The sequence below is a fragment of the Streptomyces sp. NPDC002209 genome (assembly GCF_042890265.1).
In the GTDB taxonomy this organism is placed as follows: domain Bacteria; phylum Actinomycetota; class Actinomycetes; order Streptomycetales; family Streptomycetaceae; genus Streptomyces.
The window spans coordinates 124,203-144,263 of the sequence record NZ_JBIARX010000015.1; the positions used below are offsets into that span (position 1 = coordinate 124,203).

The following is a 20,061-nucleotide window of genomic DNA, read 5'->3' on the forward strand; positions in this document are numbered from 1 at the left end:
GCGCGGCGGGTCAGCCGCCGTCGACGTAGGCCCGGGCCGCCACCATCACGTCGCGCATCCTGCCGTCGGCGATGCACTGCGCCGGCGCCTCGTCCTCGAGCTGCGGGTTCATTCCGATCATCCATGCGCGTGCCGTGTAGAGGCTTTCGGCGTCCTGGATGAGCTGGAAGACCTGCAGGGCGGCGCGCAGGCGCTGCTCCGACTCGGGCCGGGGCGTCGTGTCGCCCGATGCCCACTTGCCGACCTGCTTGGGATCGTTGATGTTGGCGATCCGCGCGGTCAGGCGTTGCCCCAGGTTCTCCTGGAGAAAGCGGGCGATCTCGCTGATGTGCATGCGCACGGTGGCGACGTGGGCTCTTTCGGCGCTGGCAACGCTCTTGGCGACGGCAACAGCGACGGCAACGGCGACGGGGGGCGTGGTGGTGTCAGAAGGCATGGTCAGGTCTCCCTCGTTGCCCTGACTTCGCGCCCGTCCGGTGGCGGGTCGCGTGTTCAGGCGACGGGTGTCGGGGTGTGCCCGCAGGACCTGGCTGTCGCGTACTGCCGCGAGGGCAGACGGAAGGGACGCTCGGTCTCGGCGAGCCGTGAACGCTTCGTGGAGGTGTTCCCGACCCGCCGGGAAGCGTGTACCAGCGCGGGTGCGGTGGGGCGTGCCGACCAGCGGTCAGCGGTCGGCGCTCAGCATCGATGTATTCCGGTCCGCAGGGATCCGGCACATGGACGACAGGGGTGATCTGAGGGTGCAGAGCCCGTGGCGGGCGGTGGCGCCGCGACGCGTGGCGCGAGCCCCACGGCTAAGAACGCACTGACGGCGCAACGGCTGTTGCTCATGAGATCCCCCACATGCTCCAAGTCGGTCTACGTACCAGTTAGGTTACCCATTATCACCTTCCAACTCCACCTCTTAGGCAGAATTCAGCACGTTCTCGACGGTACGTCAACTGGCGGGTTTGAAGCCGCACTTACGTCTTGACCTGTGCGTATGTTGTTGGAGTGAGAGGGTGGCCAGCCGCGTGGCGGCGGCAGGGAACGGGTTGTTTCGCTCTTTTGGACGACAGCTGCACAGCGGCTTTCAGGTCGGTTTCAGTCACCTTTTCAGGTGGGCAACGTGCGGGGGTCAAGGGGGGAGTGAGGGGAGCGGTCACAGCATCGTCAGGTCGTACTCCTCGGCCACCCGCCGCAGCGCCTCCGACTCGGGGAAGATCAGGCTGGTCTCCTCCTGCTTGAGCTCCACGTCGTTGAAGACGGCCCAGCACTGGCGCATCCCGAAGCGGGAGCGGTAGGCGATGCCGTGGATGAGGCGCTCCTGCTCCGTGGGGCCGGTGCGCTGGGTGATGGCCCACGCCGAGATCAGCCGGGTGATCCGGCGGTTGAACCCCTGGATGTGCTCCATGGTGAGCCTGTCCACGCCCTGTTCCGCCAGCTCGTCCTTGAGTTCACGGGAGAGCGTCTCCAGGGTCCGCTCGTCGTCCACGTCGAGGAAGCGGGCCTCCTTGGGAAGCTGGAGGCGGACCAGGATGTGGCGCGTGGTCCAGTCGCGGGGGATCTTGCCGGGGGTCATGTAGGACGGCTTCATCCACTCGTCCCCGATGACCTCCCTCATCTTGGGGTCCACACGGAAGGGCGCTAACGCCTCTGCGAAGCACCCGTCGTGCTGGGAGGCGCAGTAGAGGGTGTCGTAGCTGACCAGACTCCAGCGGTTTCCGCCCGTCCGGGACGCGTCCTCCTGGCTGATCCTTTCGTACGTGACCGGGTTCTTGGCCTTTCCCAGGCGCCAGACGCCGTGGTCGGGCGCGGGGACGAGGACGACGTCCGGCTGTGCGGTGTCCCGGCTCATGCGGCCGCTCTCCTTGCTCCGGCCGCCCTCCGCGAGGCGCGGGCCGGTGATGCTCGTGGCTCGCGGAGGGCGGCCGGGCCGGCGGGGCGGTCCGGCCGCCGGGAGAGCCGGTCTCGTGACGGTGTGATGCCCATGAGGGCGCTCATGAGCGGATGGCGCGCGCCCCACGGCGTATTGATCCGTGGCACATGCCGAACGATCATTTTCATGCTCTGGTACGACCAACGCGACCGCGTTGCGGTGGTCATCGGGGGCGCACGAAGGAACGCAGGGGGCGCATACGGGTGATCGGGCCCGGGTGATCGGGCTCGGATGATCAGGATCCGCCCGCCCGGCATTCGGCGAGGTCGATCTCCACCGCGGCGGCCCCGGCGTCCCCGGCGAACGAGAGCACGACGCGCCCGCCGGCCGCCGACGGGTGCGCGGCGAGGCCGCGTACGGGGCTCCCCGCCGCGAGCAGCAGTCGGCACTGCCCCGTGGCGGCGTCCCAGACGCGGATGGTCCCGTCGGCCGCGCCGGAGGCGACGAAGCTCCCGTGGCCCTCCACGTCGAACAGGGCCAGGGCGTGCACGGCCGCGGTGTGACCGGTCAGCGGCTCGCCCAGGGGGCGGCGCTCGCGCAGGTCCCACAGCCGCACCGTGCCCGTGTCGCCGCCGCTGGCCAGATGCGGCGCAAGGCCGCCCAGCGGACCGGGGTTGATGGCGACGGCGTGCAGGAGCCCCTGGTCGCAGCGCAGGGTCCCGCCCAGCGCGCCACCAGGTTCCGCGTCCCACAGCCGTACGGTGCCGTCGGAGCTGGCCGAGGCGAACCAGTCCCCGCCGTCCACGCACGACGCCGCAGCCACCGCCCGGACCCGCAGGCCGTGCCCGGTCCACTCCCGCAGCGGGGCCAGGCGGTCCAGATCCCACAGCCGGACCGTCTCGTCGTCCCCGCCGCTCAGCAGCAGGTGCCGGCCGTCGGCGGTGCTGCACGCGGCAAGGGCGCGGACGGGGAGGAAGTGCCCCTCCAAGGCGTCCGGCAGTGCCTGCCGGGTACCCGCGTCCCACAGCCGGATGGAGTGGTCCTCGCATCCGGCCGAGACCAGTACGCGCCCCTCCCGCCGGTGCGCCCAGGCCATCGCGGACGGCGGCCGCCCGGTGTCGATCCGGGCCACCGCGTCCCCCGTGACGATGTCCCGGACGTCGATGCCGGGGCGGTCGGCGGTGAGCGCGAACCAGGACGGAAGGCCCAAGTCCCCCGGCTCCGGCAGCAGCAGCACCCCGCCCGTCGGCGCCGGCTCGGCCGGCGTACGGGCGGCGGTCAGCGCCCGCTCCAGGACCTCCCGGTTCCACAGGCGCAGCGTGCCGTCGCAGGAGGCCGACGCGAGGATCCCGGAATCCGGCGCGGCGACGGGGCTGAGCGCGGTCACTGCGGCGGTGTGCCCGCCGAGCAGCCCCGGCGGCTCCTGGGCGGCGGTGTCCCACCGGGAGACGTCCCACACGGCGATGCGGCTGCCCGCCCCGGCCGCGAGGAGGTGGCGTTCGCCCAGGACGAGGCCGGCCAGGCTGCTCACCGGCTCGCCGGCGCCGGTGAGGGTGGCGAGCGGTCCGCCGGCGTCCCAGACGGTGACGCTCCCGTCGGCATGGCCGGCCGCGACCGTCCCCGGCCGCGTGGTCGGAGCGAGTACGCGTACGTCGGCCGGGAACTCGAAGCGCGCCACCTCCACCTCGGCCGCCGCGTCCCGGAACGCCAGGAACGCGCCGTCGGCGATCGCCAGCAGCGGCCGGCGCGGCGCCTCCTGCTGCACCGCCGCCAGTGCGGTGGTCTCCGTACGCGGTGTGTCCCCCGGCAGGGTCAGCAGGTCCAGCGGGCCCATCCGCTCGTTCCACCAGACCACCACCCCGTCCCCGTTGACGCAGAACACCGCGAGCTCGTGGCCGCTGTCGCGGTACGCGCACACGTCGGCGATCCACATCCCGCCGGGCCGGTGGACCTGGTCGACGAGGCGGCCGGTCGCGGGGTCCCAGAGGCGGACGGTGCCGTCCGTACTGCCGGACACGAGCAGCGGCGACTGCGCGGGGCGCGGCGCGAGGAGCAGGTGCCGTACGGATCCCTCGTGGGCGCCGATCCGTTCGCGGACCGCCGTTCCCTCGACCGCGTCGATCAGTTCGATGCCCCCGTCGTCGTCGCCCGCCGCGAGGGCGGGGCGCCCGTCGGGGGCCGGCAGCGCCGTCAGGGAACGCACGGTGGCGCCGAGGGTGGCCAGCACGTTCACGGGCGGCGCCCACCGGGACCACAGCACCGCCAGCGGCCCCGCGGCCTCTTCGGGGGTGCGCGGGCGCGGCTGGCCGGGATGGCGCAGCGCCGTGTACGCCAGGTGCAGGCTGGCCAGGCGCGAGGGGTGGTCCTCCCGGTCCGCCCGGTGCAGGTACGGCTCGACCACGGCCCACGCCTCCAGCCAGAGCCGGCCCTCCTGCCCCCGGGCCGGGCCCAGCAGCCCGCGGATCGGGCTGCCGGTCAGCCACGGCAGCACGTCGGCCGGCACGTGCGCGTCGTCCAGGACCCCGCCCAGGCGGGCGTGGCGCGCAAGGTAGTGCCGTACGTACGGGTGCGGGGCGGTGCCTGCGGCGCGGCCGGCGACGTGCGGCGCGGCCAGATCGGCGAGCGCCCGCGCGATGGAGGCGTGCACGGCGGCATCGTCCCCGAAGCCGTCCCCGGAGCCGTCCCCGCACCCGTCCCCGAAGCCGTCCTCGCACCCGTCCCCGTACGCGTCCCCCGTCGCGCCGGTCCCCGTCACCCCATCAGCCCCGCCGGCCGCAGCAGGCGCATCAGGCGTATCGGGTGTATCAGGCTCATCAATCTCATCAGGCTTATCGGCAGGCTCATCCTGACCATCCGTCATTCCCATCCCCCCACGAGATGCCGCGCCGCCCACGGGCCAGGCGCGCAGGACAGCGGCCAGCCGTTCGTGCGCCGGCCGGTACACCCGCTGGTCCTCTTCCACGTCACGGGTGAGATACCCAGCCAGGCGGCCTTCCAGCAGCACCCGGATCTTGGCATCGGCATCCCGGACGGGCTCCCCGTGGACGGCGGACGCGACAGCGGGCCACACCTCGCCCCAGGCGATGCCGCGCCCCTGCGCGAACGCCGTCGCGCGCAGCAGCGCCAGCGCCTCGTCCGCTCCCAGGCCGTCCTCCGCGGACCTCGCCAGATCGTCCTTCAGCAGTCCCGTCGTGCCCTCGCCCAGCCGCGCGAGCCAGTCGGCGTCGGCCGTCAGCCGCGGCCCCTCGGTGCGCAGCTGGTGCGCCGCCACGCGGGCGTCGAGGAAGGACCGCCCCACCGCCCCGGCCACCGTCCGCGCGACCTCGGTCAGATCGTGTCCCGCCCAGGTGGCCTCCCCGTCCAGGAGGGCGCGTACGTACCCCTCGACGTCCTTGCCCATGTCCTCGTCGTCGGTACGCAGCACGGCCGCCCCGGAGAACGCCTCCCGCAGCCGGCCCAGCAGTTCCTGCCCGCCGCCGCCACTACCGCCGCCGCCACTACCGCCACCACCACCGTCCGCGACGAGACCGGCGGCGCCGTCGCTGCTGCGGACGGCGACGACCAGCCGTACCCCGCGCCGCACGGGCGCCGACGGCGCGGCGCCGGACAGGTGTCCGGCCAGCGGCACCAGGACCTGGTGCACCACCGCCGCCGGATCGGTCGCCTCGTCCAGGGCGTCGACGACGACCGTCACCATGGGGCCGGGCGAGCCGAGGAACCTGCGCAGCCCCAGCTGCCAGCGGCTCAGCTGGTCCCTGCCCGAGGGGTCCGCCGCGGCCCCCAGCTTCTTCGCGATGACCGTCAACAGCCCCAGTGGCTCCCGGTTGTGCGCGGTGACCGCGATGGTCACCGCGCCCTCGTCCGGGACGGTGTCCTGCGGGCAGTGGCCGACGGCGGCCGCGAACAGGTCCGACGCCCTGAACGTCGCGTCGCTCAAGGTCACCGCGCGGCCCAGGATCGCCGACTTCCCGCTCGCGGTGATGCCCGTGACGACGAGGACCCCCGGCGCGCCCTTCAGGAAGGAGACCACCGAGGCGTTCAGGCGCTTGCGGCCCGAGAAGTACCAGCCGGTGTCGTCGGCGCCGGTGCGGCCACTGGCCTTCTCCAGCCAGTAGTCCAGGTCCTCCAGGCTCGCCGCCACCTCCTGCCGGCTCTCCTCCACCGCGGCCTGCTCCGGCCGGTAGCCCGGGTTCGGCAGCGCGGCGGTCGCCACGTGCAGCTTGCCGCCCATCAGCGGACGGCAGTCGAGGGACAGGCTCCGGCCGAGCTCCGCGCCGACCGCCTGCGCCGCCTGGTACAGGGCCCGGCTGAACTCGTCCATCGTCAGGTACGGGCGGGTGATCCCGCCGGCCGTGCGCAGCCACTCGTGGGCCCGGCGCAGGACGAGCGCGAACTCCCCGCCCCTCACCTGCATCTTGGGCGCCGCGGTGGTCAGTACGTTGAGCGTGGCACGCGTGGTGCGCGCGGTGTCCAGGCTCCGTGCCAGGTCCAGCAACTCCCCTCCCACGTCGGCGGACTCGCACATGTTCACGATCACCAGGACGTCCCGGGCGTGCGAGTCGAGGGCGGCGATCACGATCTCCGTCGTACGCAGCCCCGTCGCCAGGAGCCGCTGCGCATCGGTGTCCCGCAGGACCGCGAAGTGCTTGGCCGCGCCCGAGGTCAGGCCGTGGCCCGACACGTACAGCACCAGGGGGACGTCCGCCTCCGCTTCCCGGATCCCGGACGTCTCCAGGAAGCGCTCCACGTCGTGACGGCTGGTCACCGGCCCGCCGGGCGCCACCTTCACGAAGCCCGGCCCGGCGGGCGGCGGCCGCTCCCACCAGAGGGACACCGCCTCGAGCTGCGCGCCGAGGGCCTGCCGCAGCGGCTCGGTCCCGTCCTCCATGGGCAGGACGTACAGGGTGCCGGCGGACGGCGATGCCGCCGTCTCCGGCAGCTCGGCCCCCTCCACGGCATCGGCTAAGCCGATCTCGCCCCGCTCCCCGTCCACGGTCCCTATTCTTCACTGCCATGAACGAGCACCCGCACCCGCACCAGCGCCGACACCGGGACCGCACCGACGAGTTACCCGACCACGTCACCCAGGACGCGGTGGTCGTCGTACCGGGGATCATGGGCAGCACCCTGCACGACACGACCACCGGCAAGGACGTATGGGGCATCGGCGGGATCTCCTGGCTGCTGAAGGCCTGGACCACGCCCTCCGGCCTGAAGTCCCTGACCATGACCGAGGACGAGCTGGCGGGCAAGACCGGCCGGATCAAGGCGACCGGCCTGCTGAAGCACTCCGCCTGGACCCCGTACCTCGCCGGCAGCGAGCCGTACACCGACCTGGTCGACACGATCCGCACCAGCGTCGCCGACGACGCCGCGATCCTGGAGTTCGCCTACGACTGGCGTCTGCCCGTCGCCGCCAACGGCCGTCTCCTGGCCGACGCCGCGCGCCTCCACCTGACCGGCTGGCGGCGCCACCCCGCCCACGCCGAGGCCCGCCGGCACCGCGCCGACCAGCGGGAGGGGCGGCTCGTCTTCGTCGCCCACTCCATGGGCGGGCTCGTCACCCGCGCGGCCCTCGACCCCGGCTACGACGGCGACCTCCAGGCCGACACCCGGGGCGTCATCACCCTCGGCACGCCCTTCCAGGGCTCGGTCAAGGCCGCCGTCATCCTCGCCACCGGCCGCGGCACCCCCGTACGGCTGCCGCACCGCAAACTCCGCGCCATGTGCGCCACCATGCCGGGCCTGCACGACCTGCTGCCGCAGTACCGGAGCCTGCGCGCGGGGGACGACGTACGCCACCTCACCCCCAGCGACGTCGCGGCCATCGGCGGCAACGCGGAACTGACGCGCAACGCGGCCCGGTTCCACCACGGCCAGAAGAGCATCACCCTGCCCGGCCACCGCTCGGTCGTCGGCGTCAACCAGCCCACCTGGCAGAACCTGACGATCACCGACGGTACGGTCGAGGCACACTTCGACGGCGCCCGGCAGAACTCCGACGGGACGTTCATCCTCGACCGGCACGACCGCGTCCGGTACTTCCAGGTGTACGGCGACGGCACCGTCTACAAGGAGTCGGCGGTCCTCACCGACATCGTCACCCACCTGCCGCTCCAGCACGGCGACGTCGCCAAGGCGCAGACCGCCCTCGAAGCCGTCACCGAGATCGTCCGCGACGACATCAACCCCGGCCCGCCCCAGGGCGAAGCCGGCTGCGGCCTGAGCGCCCCCGACCTGGTCCAGGCGGGCCGGCCCTGGAAGCTCCGCCTCAGCGACGTCGACACCCTCTCGGGCCTGACCTGCCGCCTCACGGACCTGGAGAACCCCACCCGCCCGATCCCACTCACCCTGACCTGGGAGGACGGCGTGGCCACCGCAACGGCGACCGCCCCGACCCCGGGCCTGTACCGCATCGACGTCCGCACCCCGGACGGCTGCGACATCACCCAGCTGGCCATGGCCGCCGACCCGGACGAGCCACTCGCGGAGGCGGAGGACTGAGCCGAATCCCGGGCGTCGGCTCCGGCGGGTCCTGCCTCGCACGGGTGAAGGACGGCGTACCGGTCGAGGAGGGGGCGAGGCGCGGCCGCGGGGGACACAAATGCTGCCATTCTGGTCGTCCATGGATGTCAGCACCTTCTACGCCCTCTTCTCCGCCACCTGCTTCACCCTGGTGGGCCTGTGGTGGAACGTGGTGCAGGGCCACCACGACTGGATGCGCGACCCCGCCCTGCGGCGCGTCGTCGGCGGGATCTACCTGTCCTTCCTGCTGCCCGCCCTGATGGGTCTGTTCGCCCAGGTCGGCGGTACCGAGCAACCGCAGATCTGGCGGGCGGCCTTCGTCGTCCTCGCGCTGATCGGCTGCGCCTGCACCCTGCGGCTGCTGGCCCGGTCGGGCGGAGACCGATTCCTGACCTGGCAGCAGGCCGGTGCCACGCTGCTCTACGCCCTGATCGCCGTGGTCGGCGCCGCCCCCGAACTCGCCGGCCCCCTCGGGCTGGGCCCCATCCAGGCCGAGGCACTGATGCTGATCGGCCTGATCGTGCTGGGGCACGCCCTGGTCTGGCGCTTCATGGCCGGCGAGGGCCGGCCGGTCGAGGACTAGGGGGTGTCTTGTGGATCACGCCGGGCTCGCGGCGTCCGGTGCGCGGGCGCGCGCCGCCGGCGCCCGTGGCGGGTTCAGCCCTGTTTCCGCTCCACCGGAAGCCACTGCTCGGCATCGGGCCCCCTGGGCTCTACCCTCGGGGCATGAGGCATCGCGACCAGGCCGCCGACGAGGTTCAGGACGTACGGAACGCAGCGGCGGAAGGCGCGGCGCGCCGACTCGTGCTCCTGCGCCACGCCAAGAGCGCCTGGCCGGACGGGGTTGCCGACCACGACCGTCCGCTCGGGCCCCGCGGGCTGCGCGACGCGCCCGCCGCCGGCCGACTGCTCGCCCGCTCCGTCGGCGTCCCGGATCTCGTGTTGTGCTCCCCGGCACACCGCACCCGGCAGACCTGGGACCTGGCCGCGGCGGAGCTGGACCGCACGCCGCCTGTCCGGCACGACCCGCGCGTGTACGCGGCGGACGCGCGGGACCTCCTCGGCGTCGTCCGCGAAGTGCCTCCCGAGGTCGGCACCTTGCTGCTGGTCGGGCACAACCCGGGCCTGGAGGATCTGGTGCTGCTGGTCGCCGGGGCGGCCGTGGGGGACGCCTTGGAGCGCGTCCGCACCAAGTTCCCGACCTCGGCGGTGGCCGTACTGAGCTGGCAGGGCGCCTGGTCGGACCTCCGGGCGGGCAGCGCGCTGCTCACGGACGTGGCCGTCCCCCGGGGGTAGCGGGAAGCCGCTGTGAAGCAGTCCGGGTCACCCGGCGCCCCCACTGAACCGGCGGAGCGAGCGGTGGAAGAGGCCCCCGGGCAGCCCGCCGCTCAGGTCGCCTGCGGCGTGTCCGCGCTGCCGAGGAGGCGGTCCACGAGGAGTTGCGGGTAGCCGGAGGCCGGCGGGTCGATGCCGAAGATCGCCCGCAGGTAGAGCGGTGCGACGAGCTGGTCGAGGATCTGGTCGAGGGGCGGGGGGACCTCGCCGCGGGCGGTGGCGCGGTCGCGGATCCGCTCGATGGCGCCGATGCGGCGCTCGAACTGCTGCGCCCGCTCGCCCTGAGCCGATGCGCTGCCCGGCATGGACAGGGCGACGGCGCGGATCAGCAGCCGCCCCTCGGCGGTACGGATGCTCGCGACGCCGGCATCCACCCACGCTGTCAGATCGCCGCGCAGGCTTCCGGTGTCGGCCAGCGGCCAGTCCCGTTCGAGGCGGGTGACGACCACATCGGCCAGCAGCGCCTCCCGGCTTCCCCAGCGCCGGTACACGCTGGTGTGGTTCACCCCGGCGCGCTGCGCGACGGCGGGGATGGTCAGGTCCGCGCCCTCGGGGTCGGACAGCAGGTCGATGACGGCCTGGTGGACCGCCGCGCGGACCTGCTCGGGGCTCTTGCGAAGGCGCGGGGCCGGTTGTTTCGAAGTCACCCCCACATCGTAAGCACAACTATTTGCTTATCGCCGCCCGCAGGGTCTACAGTCCTGCCGTACGCACAGATCTGTGCTTAAGGAGAGTGTGATGAAGCCGCTGCTGTTCCCCGACAACACCCAGTTCTGGTACGAGACCCTGCGCTCGATGAGCCACATCGCCTACGGCGGCGCCGACTTCGGCGAGGTCGTCTCCACCGGTCAGCGCATCGAGGAGGGCGACTACGACAGCTGGCACGAGGAGTGGATGGCGACCGCCGACCGGGTCGCCGCCGAAGCCCAGCGGGCCCTCGACGCCGGCCACGCCATCAGCGCCCGGGACGGATTCCTGCGCGCCTCGAACTACTACCGCTCGGCGGAGTTCTTCCAGCACGGCCACCCGTGCGACCCCCGCCACGACCACGCCTACGACCGCAGCGTCGCCTGCTTCCGGGCCGCGGCCGCGCTCCACACCCCCCGCATCGAACCGGTCCGCATCCCCTACGAAGGCACCACCCTGCCCGGCTACCTCTACCGGGCCGACGACAGCGGCACGCCCCGCCCGACCCTGATCATGCACAGCGGATTCGACGGCACCGCCGAGGAACTCCACTTCAGCGGCGCGCTGGCCGCCGTCGAGCGCGGGTACACCGTCCTGACCTTCGACGGCCCGGGGCAGCCCGGCCCCCGCCACCACCAGGGCCTGGTCTTCCGCCCGGACTGGGAGAACGTCATCACCCCGGTCATCGACTTCGTCGAAACGCTCCCCGAGGTCGACAACAGCCGCATCGCGCTCCTCGGCAGCAGCATGGGCGGCCTGCTCGCCCCCAGGGCGGCCGCCTTCGAGCACCGCCTCGCCGCCCTGATCGCCGTCGACGGCGTCTACGACCTCGGCCAGGTCTCCACCCGCCACCTCCCCGGCGACCGCGACGAGGCCGAACGGCTCCTGCGCGCGGACTCCGCCCCCGAGCTCGACGCACGCCTGGAGCAGATCACGGCCGAGGACGCCACCGCACGCTGGGCGATCCACCACGGCATGTACGTGATGGGCGTCGAAACCCCCCGGGCCTTCAGCGCCTCCTACCTCGACTACACCCTCGCCGACGGCATCGCCGAGCGGATCCAGTGCCCCACCCTCGTGTGCGACGCCGAAGAGGACGAGTTCTTCAAGGGCCAGCCCGAGCAGCTCTACGCGGCCCTGACCTGCCCCAAGACCCTGATGCTGTTCACCTCCGAAGAAGGCGCCGGCGCCCACTGCCACCCCGGCGCCATGCGCCTGGCCCTCGCCCGCATCTACGACTGGCTCGACACCACCCTCGCCAAGACCGCGTAACGCCCCAACGCCAACCCAAATCCGAACCCACCCCCCAAGGGAGCCATCACCATGACCCGCACCGGAATCGAAGCCGCCCTGAACGACCTGCTCTTCAACCGGGACATCACCCTGGAGGAGGCCGCCGAACGCCACTTCACCCCCGGGTACCGCCAGCGCACGGACGGCGAGTGGGCCGACCGCGCCGAGTTCCTCGACCACATCAGCCACCTGCGCGGCATCGTCGCCGGCGGCACGGTCGAGGTCCACGACGAGCTGTACGACGGCGACAAGTACGCCGACCGGCACACCTGCCACATCACCAAGAACGACGGCGCCACCGTCACCATGGAGGTCTACGTCTTCGCCGAACTCGCCCCCGACGGACGCTTCCACCGCATCGAGGAGACCACCCTGATGCTGAGCGGCTCCGACGCCGACCGCGCCATCGGCAGCGCCCGCTGACCCCGGACTCGGATCGGACCCCCCGTCATGCATATATCGGAGGCCGATATATGCTCGCGGACATGACGAAACGATCACCGTCTCCGACGGAATCGCAGTACTTCATCCTTGCGGCCCTTCAGGAGGGCCCCTTGCACGGCTACGGCATCATCAAGGCCGCCGAGCAGGCCACGGACAGTCGGGTCAAGCTCGCCGTCGGCACCCTCTACGGCGCGCTGGACCGGATGGAACGGTCCGGGTGGGTCGCAGCCGATCACGAGGAGATCGTGGACGGCCGGGCACGGCGCTACTACCGGCTCACCGAGGACGGCGACGGCGTACTCCGGCAGGAGGCCCTGCGCATGCAGCAGGCGGCGGCCGTCGTCATCGGCCGTCCCTCCTTCAGGGTGGCCCAGGCATGAACCGCATCCTGCTCGCCGCCTACCCCAAGGACTACCGCACCCGGCAGGGAGAGGAGGTGCTGGGCTGCCTGGACGAGGCCTACCCGGGCCGCTCCTGGCCGCCCCCGAGGGAGGTCGTCGCACTGCTCCGCGGAGGGGTGCAGGCCCACGCCCGCGCGGCCTGCGAGGACAAGTCCCGGCCGTGGTGGCTGGACGGCTTCCACCTGACCGCCCTCGTCCTCGCCGCCCTTGCGCTCGTGCCGTACCTGCAGGACGTATGGCACTGGGCCCTGCACACCGCGCCCGGCGGCCACACCGTCGGCTTCGAGGGCGCGGGCTGGTTCCCCTGGACCCAGGGCCCCGGAACCCGGACGCGGTTCCTGCCCTACGGCCTGCTCCCGCTGATCTGCCTGGTCGCATTGCTGCGCGGCCGGCGGTGGATCGCGCTGCCGGCCTCAGCGGCGATGCTCGTGGTCGGATCCGGGATCGCCGGCTCGACCTTCTTCGGTGACGAAGGCGTGATGGGCGTCGGCTACTACGGGCTGGCTGCTCCGCTGCGCGCCCATGACCTGGTGCTCTCGGGGACCCTGTTCCTCGCCTGCGCGGGACTGGCGGCCCACCGCCCGAGCCCGCTGCGCCGCCGCTCGTACGGCTGGCTCGTCCCGGTGGCGGCCGCCCTGTTCGCGGCCGGGGCCCTGCACATCACCTCGGGCGATCCGTGGTTCCAGCGGGGCCAGTTCGCCGTCGAGGTCGCCGCGCTGACCGCCGCGTGGGTGATGACGGCGGCCACCGGCGACTACCGGTGGCTCATCCCGGTCGCGGCGTTCACGCTCGTCCGCGGCGCGGCGATCGCCGGCCAGCCGGACTACCTCGCGGGATCACTGCCGGGCCACGTCGTGCTGCTCTGCCTGTTGATGCCGATCCCCCTCCTCGCCATCACCGCGCAACGCCGCCAGAGCCGCACCGCCTGAGCCGACAGTCCAGCCCCCGCCGCAGCGGTCCGGCTCGTCGTGACGCCTTGCCACGACGAGCCGGACCGCCGGGCTCGGTCAGTGTGCGAGGGCGTAAGCGGCCGGCTCGGTCTTGTAGGGGGCGAAGCCGGCGTTGTCCTTGCAGCCGAGCTGCTCCCAGGTCTTGTCGTTGGTGACCGGGTCGGTGTACGCCAGCCGGTACTTGCACGCGCCCTTGATGAAGTTGCCCTGGATGCCGCCGGGGAAGTCGATCTCCTTGTTCCACAGGTACGGCGACTGGTAGTTGTTCACACGGGCCGTCGCGTTGACGTCGATGCCGCCGGGCGCGTAGATCTCGTACACCCAGCCGGTCTTCTCCGCACCGTACGTCGCGAACCTCTTGGCCACCGACTGGTCGCAGCTGGTGCTGAGGTGCGTGCTGAGCTGGCCGCCTCCCTTGACGATGTACTCGGCGAGGGGGATCAGCTGGTCGCCGCGCGGGGTGAAGCCGGTCCCGAAGATCTCCTCCACGTTCTCCCTCGTGTCGCCGCGCCACAGCGTGTTGACGTCCTCGCGCCACTGCCAGCGCTCGCTGGACGCGGTGGCCGCGACCGTACGGGCGATCTGCGTGTTCGTCGTGGTGCGCCACCAGTCCGAGGCCCGGTACTCGACGACCGGACCACAGGGCGCGGTGGTGGTGTCGTCGTCCGCCGCCGGTGCCGCGGTGGCGGACGGGGTGACGACGACGGAGAGGAGGAAGGTGGCGGCAAGGACCCGCAGAGCGGCCTTCAGCATGGTATGACGACCCATCAGTCGAAGCATTCGGGAGAAGGAAGCACCCTGTTTATAGGGGTGCCGTCCATCGGCCGGGCCCAGGTCCGGCACACGGACCACCCGTGCGGGGGGATCAGTCGTACTGGGAAAAGGATTCACCGAAGGCGCTCGACGCTCGAGCCGCACCGCGCGGGTCAGGCAAGATCCGGAAGAGACGGCCTAGGCGGCCGTCGTGTGGCCCGCCGCCGCCTCGATCACCTCGTCCAGCACCTCGCGCGAGCGGATCAGATCGCCGATCATCCGGTCGATCCGGTCCCGCTCCGTGGCCAGTTCGGCCACCAGCGCCGGGGTGGCGCGCACCGACGGGCCGCCGTCCTCGTCCCGCATGCAGGGCAGGATCTGCGCGATCTTCGCGCTGTGCAGGCCGGCCGCGTAGAGCTCCTGGATCCGGATGACCCGGTCGACCGCCCGCTCGGGGAAGTCCCGGTGGCCGCCGGGCGTCCGGTCCGAAGCCAGCAGGCCCTGCTCCTCGTAATAGCGCAGCGAACGCTCACCGACCCCGGTGCGCGCCGCCAGTTCCCCGATCCGCATGCCCCACCCCTGCTCTTGAATCTGACACCAGTGTGAGCTTTTACGGTACCGGCATGACGCAGACACAGCACGGTCCCGCCGCTTCCCGCCTCTTCGAATCCGCCCGCCTGGGCAGCCTGGAACTGCCCAACCGCCTGGTGATGGCCCCGCTGACCCGCAATCGCGCCGGGGCCGACGGAGTCCCCGGCGAACTCATGGCCACGTACTACGCACAGCGCGCCTCGGCCGGCCTGATCATCGCCGAGGCCAGCACCCCGAACGCCGTCGGGCAGACCTACCCGCACATCCCCGGCATCCACACCCCGGCGCAGATCGCCGGCTGGCGCCGGGTCACCGAGGCCGTGCGGGCCGCCGGTGGAGGGGAGATGTTCCTCCAGCTACAGCACGGCGGCCGGGTCGGCCACCCGGAGACGAGCGGGTACGTACCGCTCGCCCCGTCCGCGGTGCCGTTCCCCGAGCAGCTGCACACCCCCGGCGGCCTCCGGGACGGCGTCGTACCGCGCGCCATGACCGCCGACGACATCCGGTCCACGATCGCCGACTTCGCGAGCGCGGCCAGGAACGCCGTCGAGGCGGGCTTCGCCGGGGTGGAGGTGCACTCCGCCAACGGCCACCTGCTGCACCAGTTCCTCGCGAGCAACACCAATCGCCGCACCGACGAGTGGGGCGGCTCCGTCGAGAACCGCATCCGGTTCACCGTCGAGGTGGTCCGCGCCGTCGCCGAGGCCATCGGCCCGGAGCGGGTCGGAGTACGCATCTCGCCCGGACTGGACGTCAACGGGATCGAGGAGGGCGACACCGAGGAGATCTACCCGGCACTGGTCAAGGCCTTGGCCGACCTGGCGCCGACCTACCTGCACCAGGTCCACGCCGACCCCGACCGGCCCCGCTTCGCGCAGATCCGCCGGGACTGGCCCGGCACCCTGATCGCCAACCCGGCGCTCTCCCGCGAGGAGGTCGCGGCCGACGGCGGCAAGCGCCGGGGCGAACGCCTGCTGTCCGAGGGCGCCGATCTCGTGGCACTGGGCCGGGGCTTCCTCGCCAACCCCGACTTCGTGGAGCGGCTGCGCACGGGCGCGCCGCTCAACGAGATCCGTCCGGAGTTCCTGATGCACGTACACGGGCCGGAGGGCTACAGCGACTACCCCGTGCTCGGAGCCTAGGCGTTCCGTCCGGAGGGGCTGTGGACGAGGGGCCGAGGTCTCGACTGCGGGATCCCGAAACGGCTGGGGGGCCGCCTGGCCTTTCGGGAGGTCCTTGCCGGAGGCGGCGGCGGTTTCGTATCAACTCGCGTCAGCGGAGACTGTGCACGAGGTCGCCGCGCGGGGCCTCCCGAGCAGGCGTCCACCTGTTCACGGCACGCTCACGGGGCACCGGCGCTCCGCCGTACATCTTGATCATGTCGTTGATGAAGTGGCGTGTGTCGCAAGGGTTGAGGGCTTGTGCCTGAAGGTGGTCGTACATGATGTGGTACATGCGCCGGTCGGCATGCTTCTCCACGTAGAGGTCACCGGTGAAGCGCTCCAGATAGACGACTCCCGCGTCGGTGTCGGGAAACGTGAGGGTGGAGAACTGCCCTGTGACCCCAGGGTGGGCCCCGGCGCTGTGGGGGAGGACCTGCACGGTGATGTGGGGCTGTTCGCCGAGAGTGTTCAGACGCTCGAGTTGTTCCCGCATGACTTCTCGGTTGCCGATGGTGCGATGCAGTACGGATTCGTCCAGGATCGTCCATAAGCGCAGTGGTCGGGCAGGGTGGTGCGCGCGGTGCTGGCGTCGCAGCCGCACGTCGAGACGGACTGCGGCCTGTTCGACCGGGGGGCAAGGGATCGTTTCCGCGATGACCGCAGCTGCGTAGGCGCGGGTCTGCAGCAGGCCGGGGACCACCAGCGGCTCGTAGGAGTGGATGGCGGCGGCCTCCGTCTCCAGCCCGATGTACACGCCGTAGGGAACATCGCCGCAGGCCACCCACCAGCCCTGCCGAGCCGACTCCTTCGCCATGCGCATCAGCGATTCGACGACGTCCTGCTCGGTGACTCCGTAGAGTCGGCACAGATCGCGCACATCACGCGGATTGATGGGGCGGCGCCCCGTCTCGATGAGGCTGATCTTGGGCTGTGACACGAGCAGGTGCTTCGCCACCTGGACGGACGTCATTCCCGCCGCCCGGCGAAGCTGGCGAAGCTCCGCGCCGAGGCGGCGCCTTCTGACCGTGGGACTTCCGTTCGCCGTCACCGGCCGTGCACCTCCTGCTCAAGGACCTCGCGCAGGCACCCTCGCCCCACGGCCGACATCGGCAAATCGCATTCTGCATACCCGGCCGGGCACTGTCCGCATCTGCATGATGAGCACCACCTGTTCGGACTAAGACGGGAGGCTGACGGTGGCGCGGTTCCTATAATGCGGCCGTCGGTGGCGGGGGCTGCGCCCCCGCTGCGGTGCTGTGGGGCGCATGGCAGGGACGGACGGCGGCGTCAGAACGTGCTGGAGATCCACCGTCGGACGGCTGCGTTGGTCTCGTCGTCGACCGTGGAGAGTACTGCGATGGCGTGGAGGTCGCCGACGAGCGGCGGAACGCCCGCGGCGACGAGGCAAGCGTGCAGATCGAGGCGTCGGCGGTCTGCGGGACTCAGGCCGCCCGGAGGATGATCGGAGGCGGGGGGAGGCTCCCCGGGGCACGGGGCGCTCGATTCCTCGGCGTCCGACAAGCCCCGTATACCCGGGAACCGGTAGGGGTCGAGTGTCGTTCGGGGCTCCCTCGGAAGGTGGGACGAAGGCTGCCACGCGTTCATGCAAGAACCTCCGCGGGCGTGTCACTTGTGGCGGGGATCGGTCACGGCCCGGAGTTACCGGTCTTGCAGGGCGTGGGCCCCGGCCGCGATGACTTCGGCGAGCTGGTTGGCGAGGTCGGTGCTGCACCCTCCGAGCCGGACCAGACCGCGGCAGCCCACAGGTCCGTCGTTGCTGAGTGAGGGAAGGGCCAGGCCGGCGAGGGCCAGTGCGGCCTGGAGGTTGGTGACGGCTTCCTGGCCGGCCCGGTACGCGGCCTCCTGGCGTCGCTCGTACCGGATTCGCTCCGCGCGGGCTAGGTCGTGGATCATGATGCTGTCCTCTCGCGATGGACGGGAAACGGGGCGCGGCGCTCAAGCGCGTTGCCGATGCGGACGGTTCGGGCGGTCGGGCGCACGACAGCACGAGGAGGCACCCCGCGCTCCGCCGGGTGCAGCTCGGGCCTTGATGCCCAGGTCGTGACTGTTCGGTGCGGTAGACCCGTAGGACTGAGACCGTGCCCAGCCCGTGACCTATCGGTTTCGATCTTCGTTCCTGAGATGGAAGTGATCACGAGCGTAGGAACCCGGGAAGGATCGAGTTGTCCGACACATCAGCGACGCTCGACCGCTGTGCACCGCGTCCCCACGGCGCCGTGCACCGTGGAACCTTCGCTCCGGACCCCTCCGACGCCGCCCCCGGCAGAGGACGCACATCGATCTGCAGCGGGACTCCCTACGACCACGACGACGGGGCTCGCTCGGCGGGGGCAGCAGGCTTTCGCCCGCACCGGAGCGGCGACCCCCTCATGACCCGTAGCGGAATCTGTAGCCGGGGGTGGAACGCCCCGCGGACCTGTGATCCACCACCGGGTATTCGGAAACCGGGGTACCCGGGCTGCTCGGTGTGGCCGGCGGCCGAAGCTGGGAGGCCGTCCGGTTCCGGTGGCGCGGGACGGGGTGACGGGGTGGCCGCGTGAGTGTGATCTGACGGACGAGTTGCTGGAAGCAGGCCAGTGCCGCGATGGGAGGAAGCGTGGCAGCAGCCTGCGCGGCGAAGGTTCTGGGCGCCTGGGCCACGCACAGCAGGGTGGCGAGGGTGGAGAACAAGAGGACGATGGTCCAGGAATGGATGGCGCGACGCTGATGTAGGGCTGCCCGGAGGATGGACAGGGAGGCAACCATCCACGGTCCGTAGAGCAGCAGGGGCCACCAGCTGACGACGTCGTGCGCGGTGCTCGGTCCGGCGCTCTGGCGCAGGGCCTCGGAGATGGCCAGACCGCTGAAGATGCTCACCACGGCGGCGATGATCGCGACCAGCAACGCGGAGAAGAGGCTGCCCGTTCGGAACAGGGTCAGCATCGGCGCCTTCGGTGGAACCCGGCGGTGCCCGTGGGAGTTCTCCGCGCGCGGCCCGTCGTGGGTGCCCTGAGGCAGTCCGGCGGCAAGGTCGGCGGCGCTGATCGTGTCGGCGGATTCATGGAATCCGATCCGGTCGAGCGGCTCTGTGTGCCTCGCTCCTCTGGATTCCTGCAGGAGGTAGGCCAGCTCCTCCGCCGGATCCCACCCGGAGTTCACCTCGCTCAGCCCGAGGGGCGGCTGCGTGGGCGTTGCGTGCTGCGCGGGTTCCGGCCCCGGCCAGGCCACCGGCCCGTCCGGCTGGCCGTAGAAGCTACTCGCGTCGTGAAGGCCGTACTCATACAAGGGAGTTCCGCCCGGATCGCTCGCCGACGGACGGCTTGATCGAAGCCGCCTCGTGCAGCCGTCGGCCGAAGTCGTTCTCGATCGCGCTCATCGTCTCGAGGAAGTCCTCGAAGAGCGACGACGAGTAGTGGAGGTCGACCTCCCTCCCCTCACGGTGCAGCGTCGCGCTCTCGTTCGGTGCCCAGTCCGTCGAGACCGGCGTGTAGGTCCATTTCCCCACCCTCGTGGCCCCGACGCGAACCCTGCCGCCATCGCCCTCTGAGCCCTGCGGAAAAATTGCCGAGTGGTTTGCTGTTGTCATAGTCCACCCAACGCTTCGGAACCCTGGGAAGGTGTGCTCCATGCAGGTGAGGGTGGCGAGGCAGGCACGGGTTGACAGGTGTCTCTTATCGGTTATGCACATGCGAAGTCCGCAGCCGCACCCCGTGCGAGCTGCGGTTATTCCCGTCGGCAGCAAGTAGTGCCGTAGGCCGGGGCGCCCTCGGAATCCGCGACCACCTATGGGCGCACGGCCTCCGGGCCGGCCGGCGAAGCGCACTCGGCCCCTGACGCGGCGCTCACGTTCCGCCACGCGCCCCCATCTCGAACCTGAATGTTCGTATGCAAAGCATGCGAACTGCCGAAGGTCGACGCAATGCCGCGCATGACTGCAATCGGCTGACAAAACGCAACTCGTCATATGCCGCTGCGTTATGTCGAGGTGTCGCCCGGGCCCCGGCCACGGGCGCCACTCTCACCTCAGTCACGGAAAGGAACCGCTGTGACAGACGCCCTAC

Annotated in this window: 18 protein-coding genes; 8 read left to right on the plus strand and 10 right to left on the minus strand. The window is 71.6% G+C overall.

Annotated elements, in window-relative coordinates; all coding sequences use genetic code 11:
* Positions 1–10 precede the first annotated feature (10 nt).
* The 3 genes from ACFYXK_RS25920 to ACFYXK_RS25930 form a co-directional block, all read right to left on the minus strand.
* On the minus strand, positions 11–436 hold the full coding sequence (locus ACFYXK_RS25920) for an XRE family transcriptional regulator (RefSeq protein WP_389413264.1): 426 nt from the start codon (positions 434–436) through the stop codon (positions 11–13).
* A gap of 705 nt (positions 437–1,141) precedes the next feature.
* Positions 1,142–1,837: an RES domain-containing protein gene (locus ACFYXK_RS25925; protein WP_389413265.1), complete on the minus strand. Its 696-nt coding sequence runs from the start codon at positions 1,835–1,837 to the stop codon at positions 1,142–1,144.
* A gap of 316 nt (positions 1,838–2,153) precedes the next feature.
* Positions 2,154–6,851 carry a hypothetical protein gene (locus ACFYXK_RS25930; RefSeq protein ID WP_389413266.1) on the minus strand — a complete coding sequence of 1,566 codons (4,698 nt, stop codon included), beginning with the start codon at positions 6,849–6,851 and terminating at the stop codon, positions 2,154–2,156.
* Positions 6,852–6,871: 20 nt separating this feature from the next.
* Here ACFYXK_RS25930 and ACFYXK_RS25935 point away from each other — a divergent pair, with 20 nt between their 5' ends.
* The 3 genes from ACFYXK_RS25935 to ACFYXK_RS25945 all read left to right on the plus strand — a co-directional run bounded on the left by ACFYXK_RS25935 (position 6,872) and on the right by ACFYXK_RS25945 (position 9,679).
* On the plus strand, positions 6,872–8,362 hold the full coding sequence (locus ACFYXK_RS25935; protein ID WP_389413267.1) for an esterase/lipase family protein: 1,491 nt from the start codon (positions 6,872–6,874) through the stop codon (positions 8,360–8,362).
* A 121-nt stretch (positions 8,363–8,483) separates the two neighbouring features.
* Complete coding sequence (locus tag ACFYXK_RS25940) at positions 8,484–8,966, plus strand: hypothetical protein (RefSeq protein WP_389413268.1); 483 nt, start codon at positions 8,484–8,486, stop codon at positions 8,964–8,966.
* A gap of 143 nt (positions 8,967–9,109) precedes the next feature.
* Complete coding sequence (locus ACFYXK_RS25945) at positions 9,110–9,679, plus strand: SixA phosphatase family protein (RefSeq protein WP_389413269.1); 570 nt, start codon at positions 9,110–9,112, stop codon at positions 9,677–9,679.
* Between the two features lie 92 nt (positions 9,680–9,771).
* Here the strand turns inward: ACFYXK_RS25945 and ACFYXK_RS25950 are convergent, their stop codons facing one another.
* The gene (locus tag ACFYXK_RS25950; RefSeq protein ID WP_383520354.1) at positions 9,772–10,365 is read right to left on the minus strand and encodes a TetR/AcrR family transcriptional regulator; all 594 of its coding nucleotides are present in this window, start codon (positions 10,363–10,365) and stop codon (positions 9,772–9,774) included.
* Positions 10,366–10,456: 91 nt separating this feature from the next.
* Between ACFYXK_RS25950 and ACFYXK_RS25955 the strand changes: the two genes are divergently transcribed.
* The 4 genes from ACFYXK_RS25955 to ACFYXK_RS25970 all read left to right on the plus strand — a co-directional run bounded on the left by ACFYXK_RS25955 (position 10,457) and on the right by ACFYXK_RS25970 (position 13,472).
* Positions 10,457–11,677, plus strand: coding sequence for an alpha/beta fold hydrolase (locus tag ACFYXK_RS25955; protein WP_389413270.1), 1,221 nt, complete (start codon positions 10,457–10,459; stop codon positions 11,675–11,677).
* A gap of 51 nt (positions 11,678–11,728) precedes the next feature.
* The gene (locus tag ACFYXK_RS25960; RefSeq protein ID WP_389413271.1) at positions 11,729–12,121 is read left to right on the plus strand and encodes a nuclear transport factor 2 family protein; all 393 of its coding nucleotides are present in this window, start codon (positions 11,729–11,731) and stop codon (positions 12,119–12,121) included.
* 62 nt (positions 12,122–12,183) lie between these two features.
* Positions 12,184–12,522 carry a PadR family transcriptional regulator gene (locus ACFYXK_RS25965; RefSeq protein WP_389413272.1) on the plus strand — a complete coding sequence of 113 codons (339 nt, stop codon included), beginning with the start codon at positions 12,184–12,186 and terminating at the stop codon, positions 12,520–12,522.
* Entirely contained in the window at positions 12,519–13,472 is a 954-nt protein-coding gene (locus ACFYXK_RS25970; RefSeq protein ID WP_389413273.1) for a hypothetical protein, read from the plus strand. The genes ACFYXK_RS25965 and ACFYXK_RS25970 overlap by 4 nt, the downstream gene beginning before the upstream one ends.
* 78 nt (positions 13,473–13,550) lie before the next feature.
* Here ACFYXK_RS25970 and ACFYXK_RS25975 read toward each other — a convergent pair whose 3' ends face one another.
* Together ACFYXK_RS25975 and ACFYXK_RS25980 are read right to left on the minus strand one after the other, a co-directional pair.
* Entirely contained in the window at positions 13,551–14,261 is a 711-nt protein-coding gene (locus tag ACFYXK_RS25975; protein WP_389413274.1) for a hypothetical protein, read from the minus strand.
* Positions 14,262–14,444: 183 nt separating this feature from the next.
* Positions 14,445–14,816 carry a MerR family transcriptional regulator gene (locus ACFYXK_RS25980; protein WP_389413275.1) on the minus strand — a complete coding sequence of 124 codons (372 nt, stop codon included), beginning with the start codon at positions 14,814–14,816 and terminating at the stop codon, positions 14,445–14,447.
* 53 nt (positions 14,817–14,869) lie between these two features.
* Between ACFYXK_RS25980 and ACFYXK_RS25985 the strand changes: the two genes are divergently transcribed.
* The gene (locus ACFYXK_RS25985) at positions 14,870–15,979 is read left to right on the plus strand and encodes an alkene reductase (protein WP_389413276.1); all 1,110 of its coding nucleotides are present in this window, start codon (positions 14,870–14,872) and stop codon (positions 15,977–15,979) included.
* Between the two features lie 130 nt (positions 15,980–16,109).
* Here the strand turns inward: ACFYXK_RS25985 and ACFYXK_RS25990 are convergent, their stop codons facing one another.
* The 4 genes from ACFYXK_RS25990 to ACFYXK_RS26005 form a co-directional block, all read right to left on the minus strand.
* Complete coding sequence (locus ACFYXK_RS25990; RefSeq protein WP_389413277.1) at positions 16,110–17,048, minus strand: helix-turn-helix domain-containing protein; 939 nt, start codon at positions 17,046–17,048, stop codon at positions 16,110–16,112.
* A gap of 611 nt (positions 17,049–17,659) precedes the next feature.
* Positions 17,660–17,914 carry a hypothetical protein gene (locus ACFYXK_RS25995; RefSeq protein WP_389413278.1) on the minus strand — a complete coding sequence of 85 codons (255 nt, stop codon included), beginning with the start codon at positions 17,912–17,914 and terminating at the stop codon, positions 17,660–17,662.
* A gap of 474 nt (positions 17,915–18,388) precedes the next feature.
* Positions 18,389–19,285 carry a hypothetical protein gene (locus ACFYXK_RS26000; protein WP_389413279.1) on the minus strand — a complete coding sequence of 299 codons (897 nt, stop codon included), beginning with the start codon at positions 19,283–19,285 and terminating at the stop codon, positions 18,389–18,391.
* The gene (locus tag ACFYXK_RS26005; protein ID WP_389413280.1) at positions 19,278–19,628 is read right to left on the minus strand and encodes a hypothetical protein; all 351 of its coding nucleotides are present in this window, start codon (positions 19,626–19,628) and stop codon (positions 19,278–19,280) included. The genes ACFYXK_RS26000 and ACFYXK_RS26005 overlap by 8 nt, the downstream gene beginning before the upstream one ends.
* Positions 19,629–20,061 lie beyond the last annotated feature (433 nt).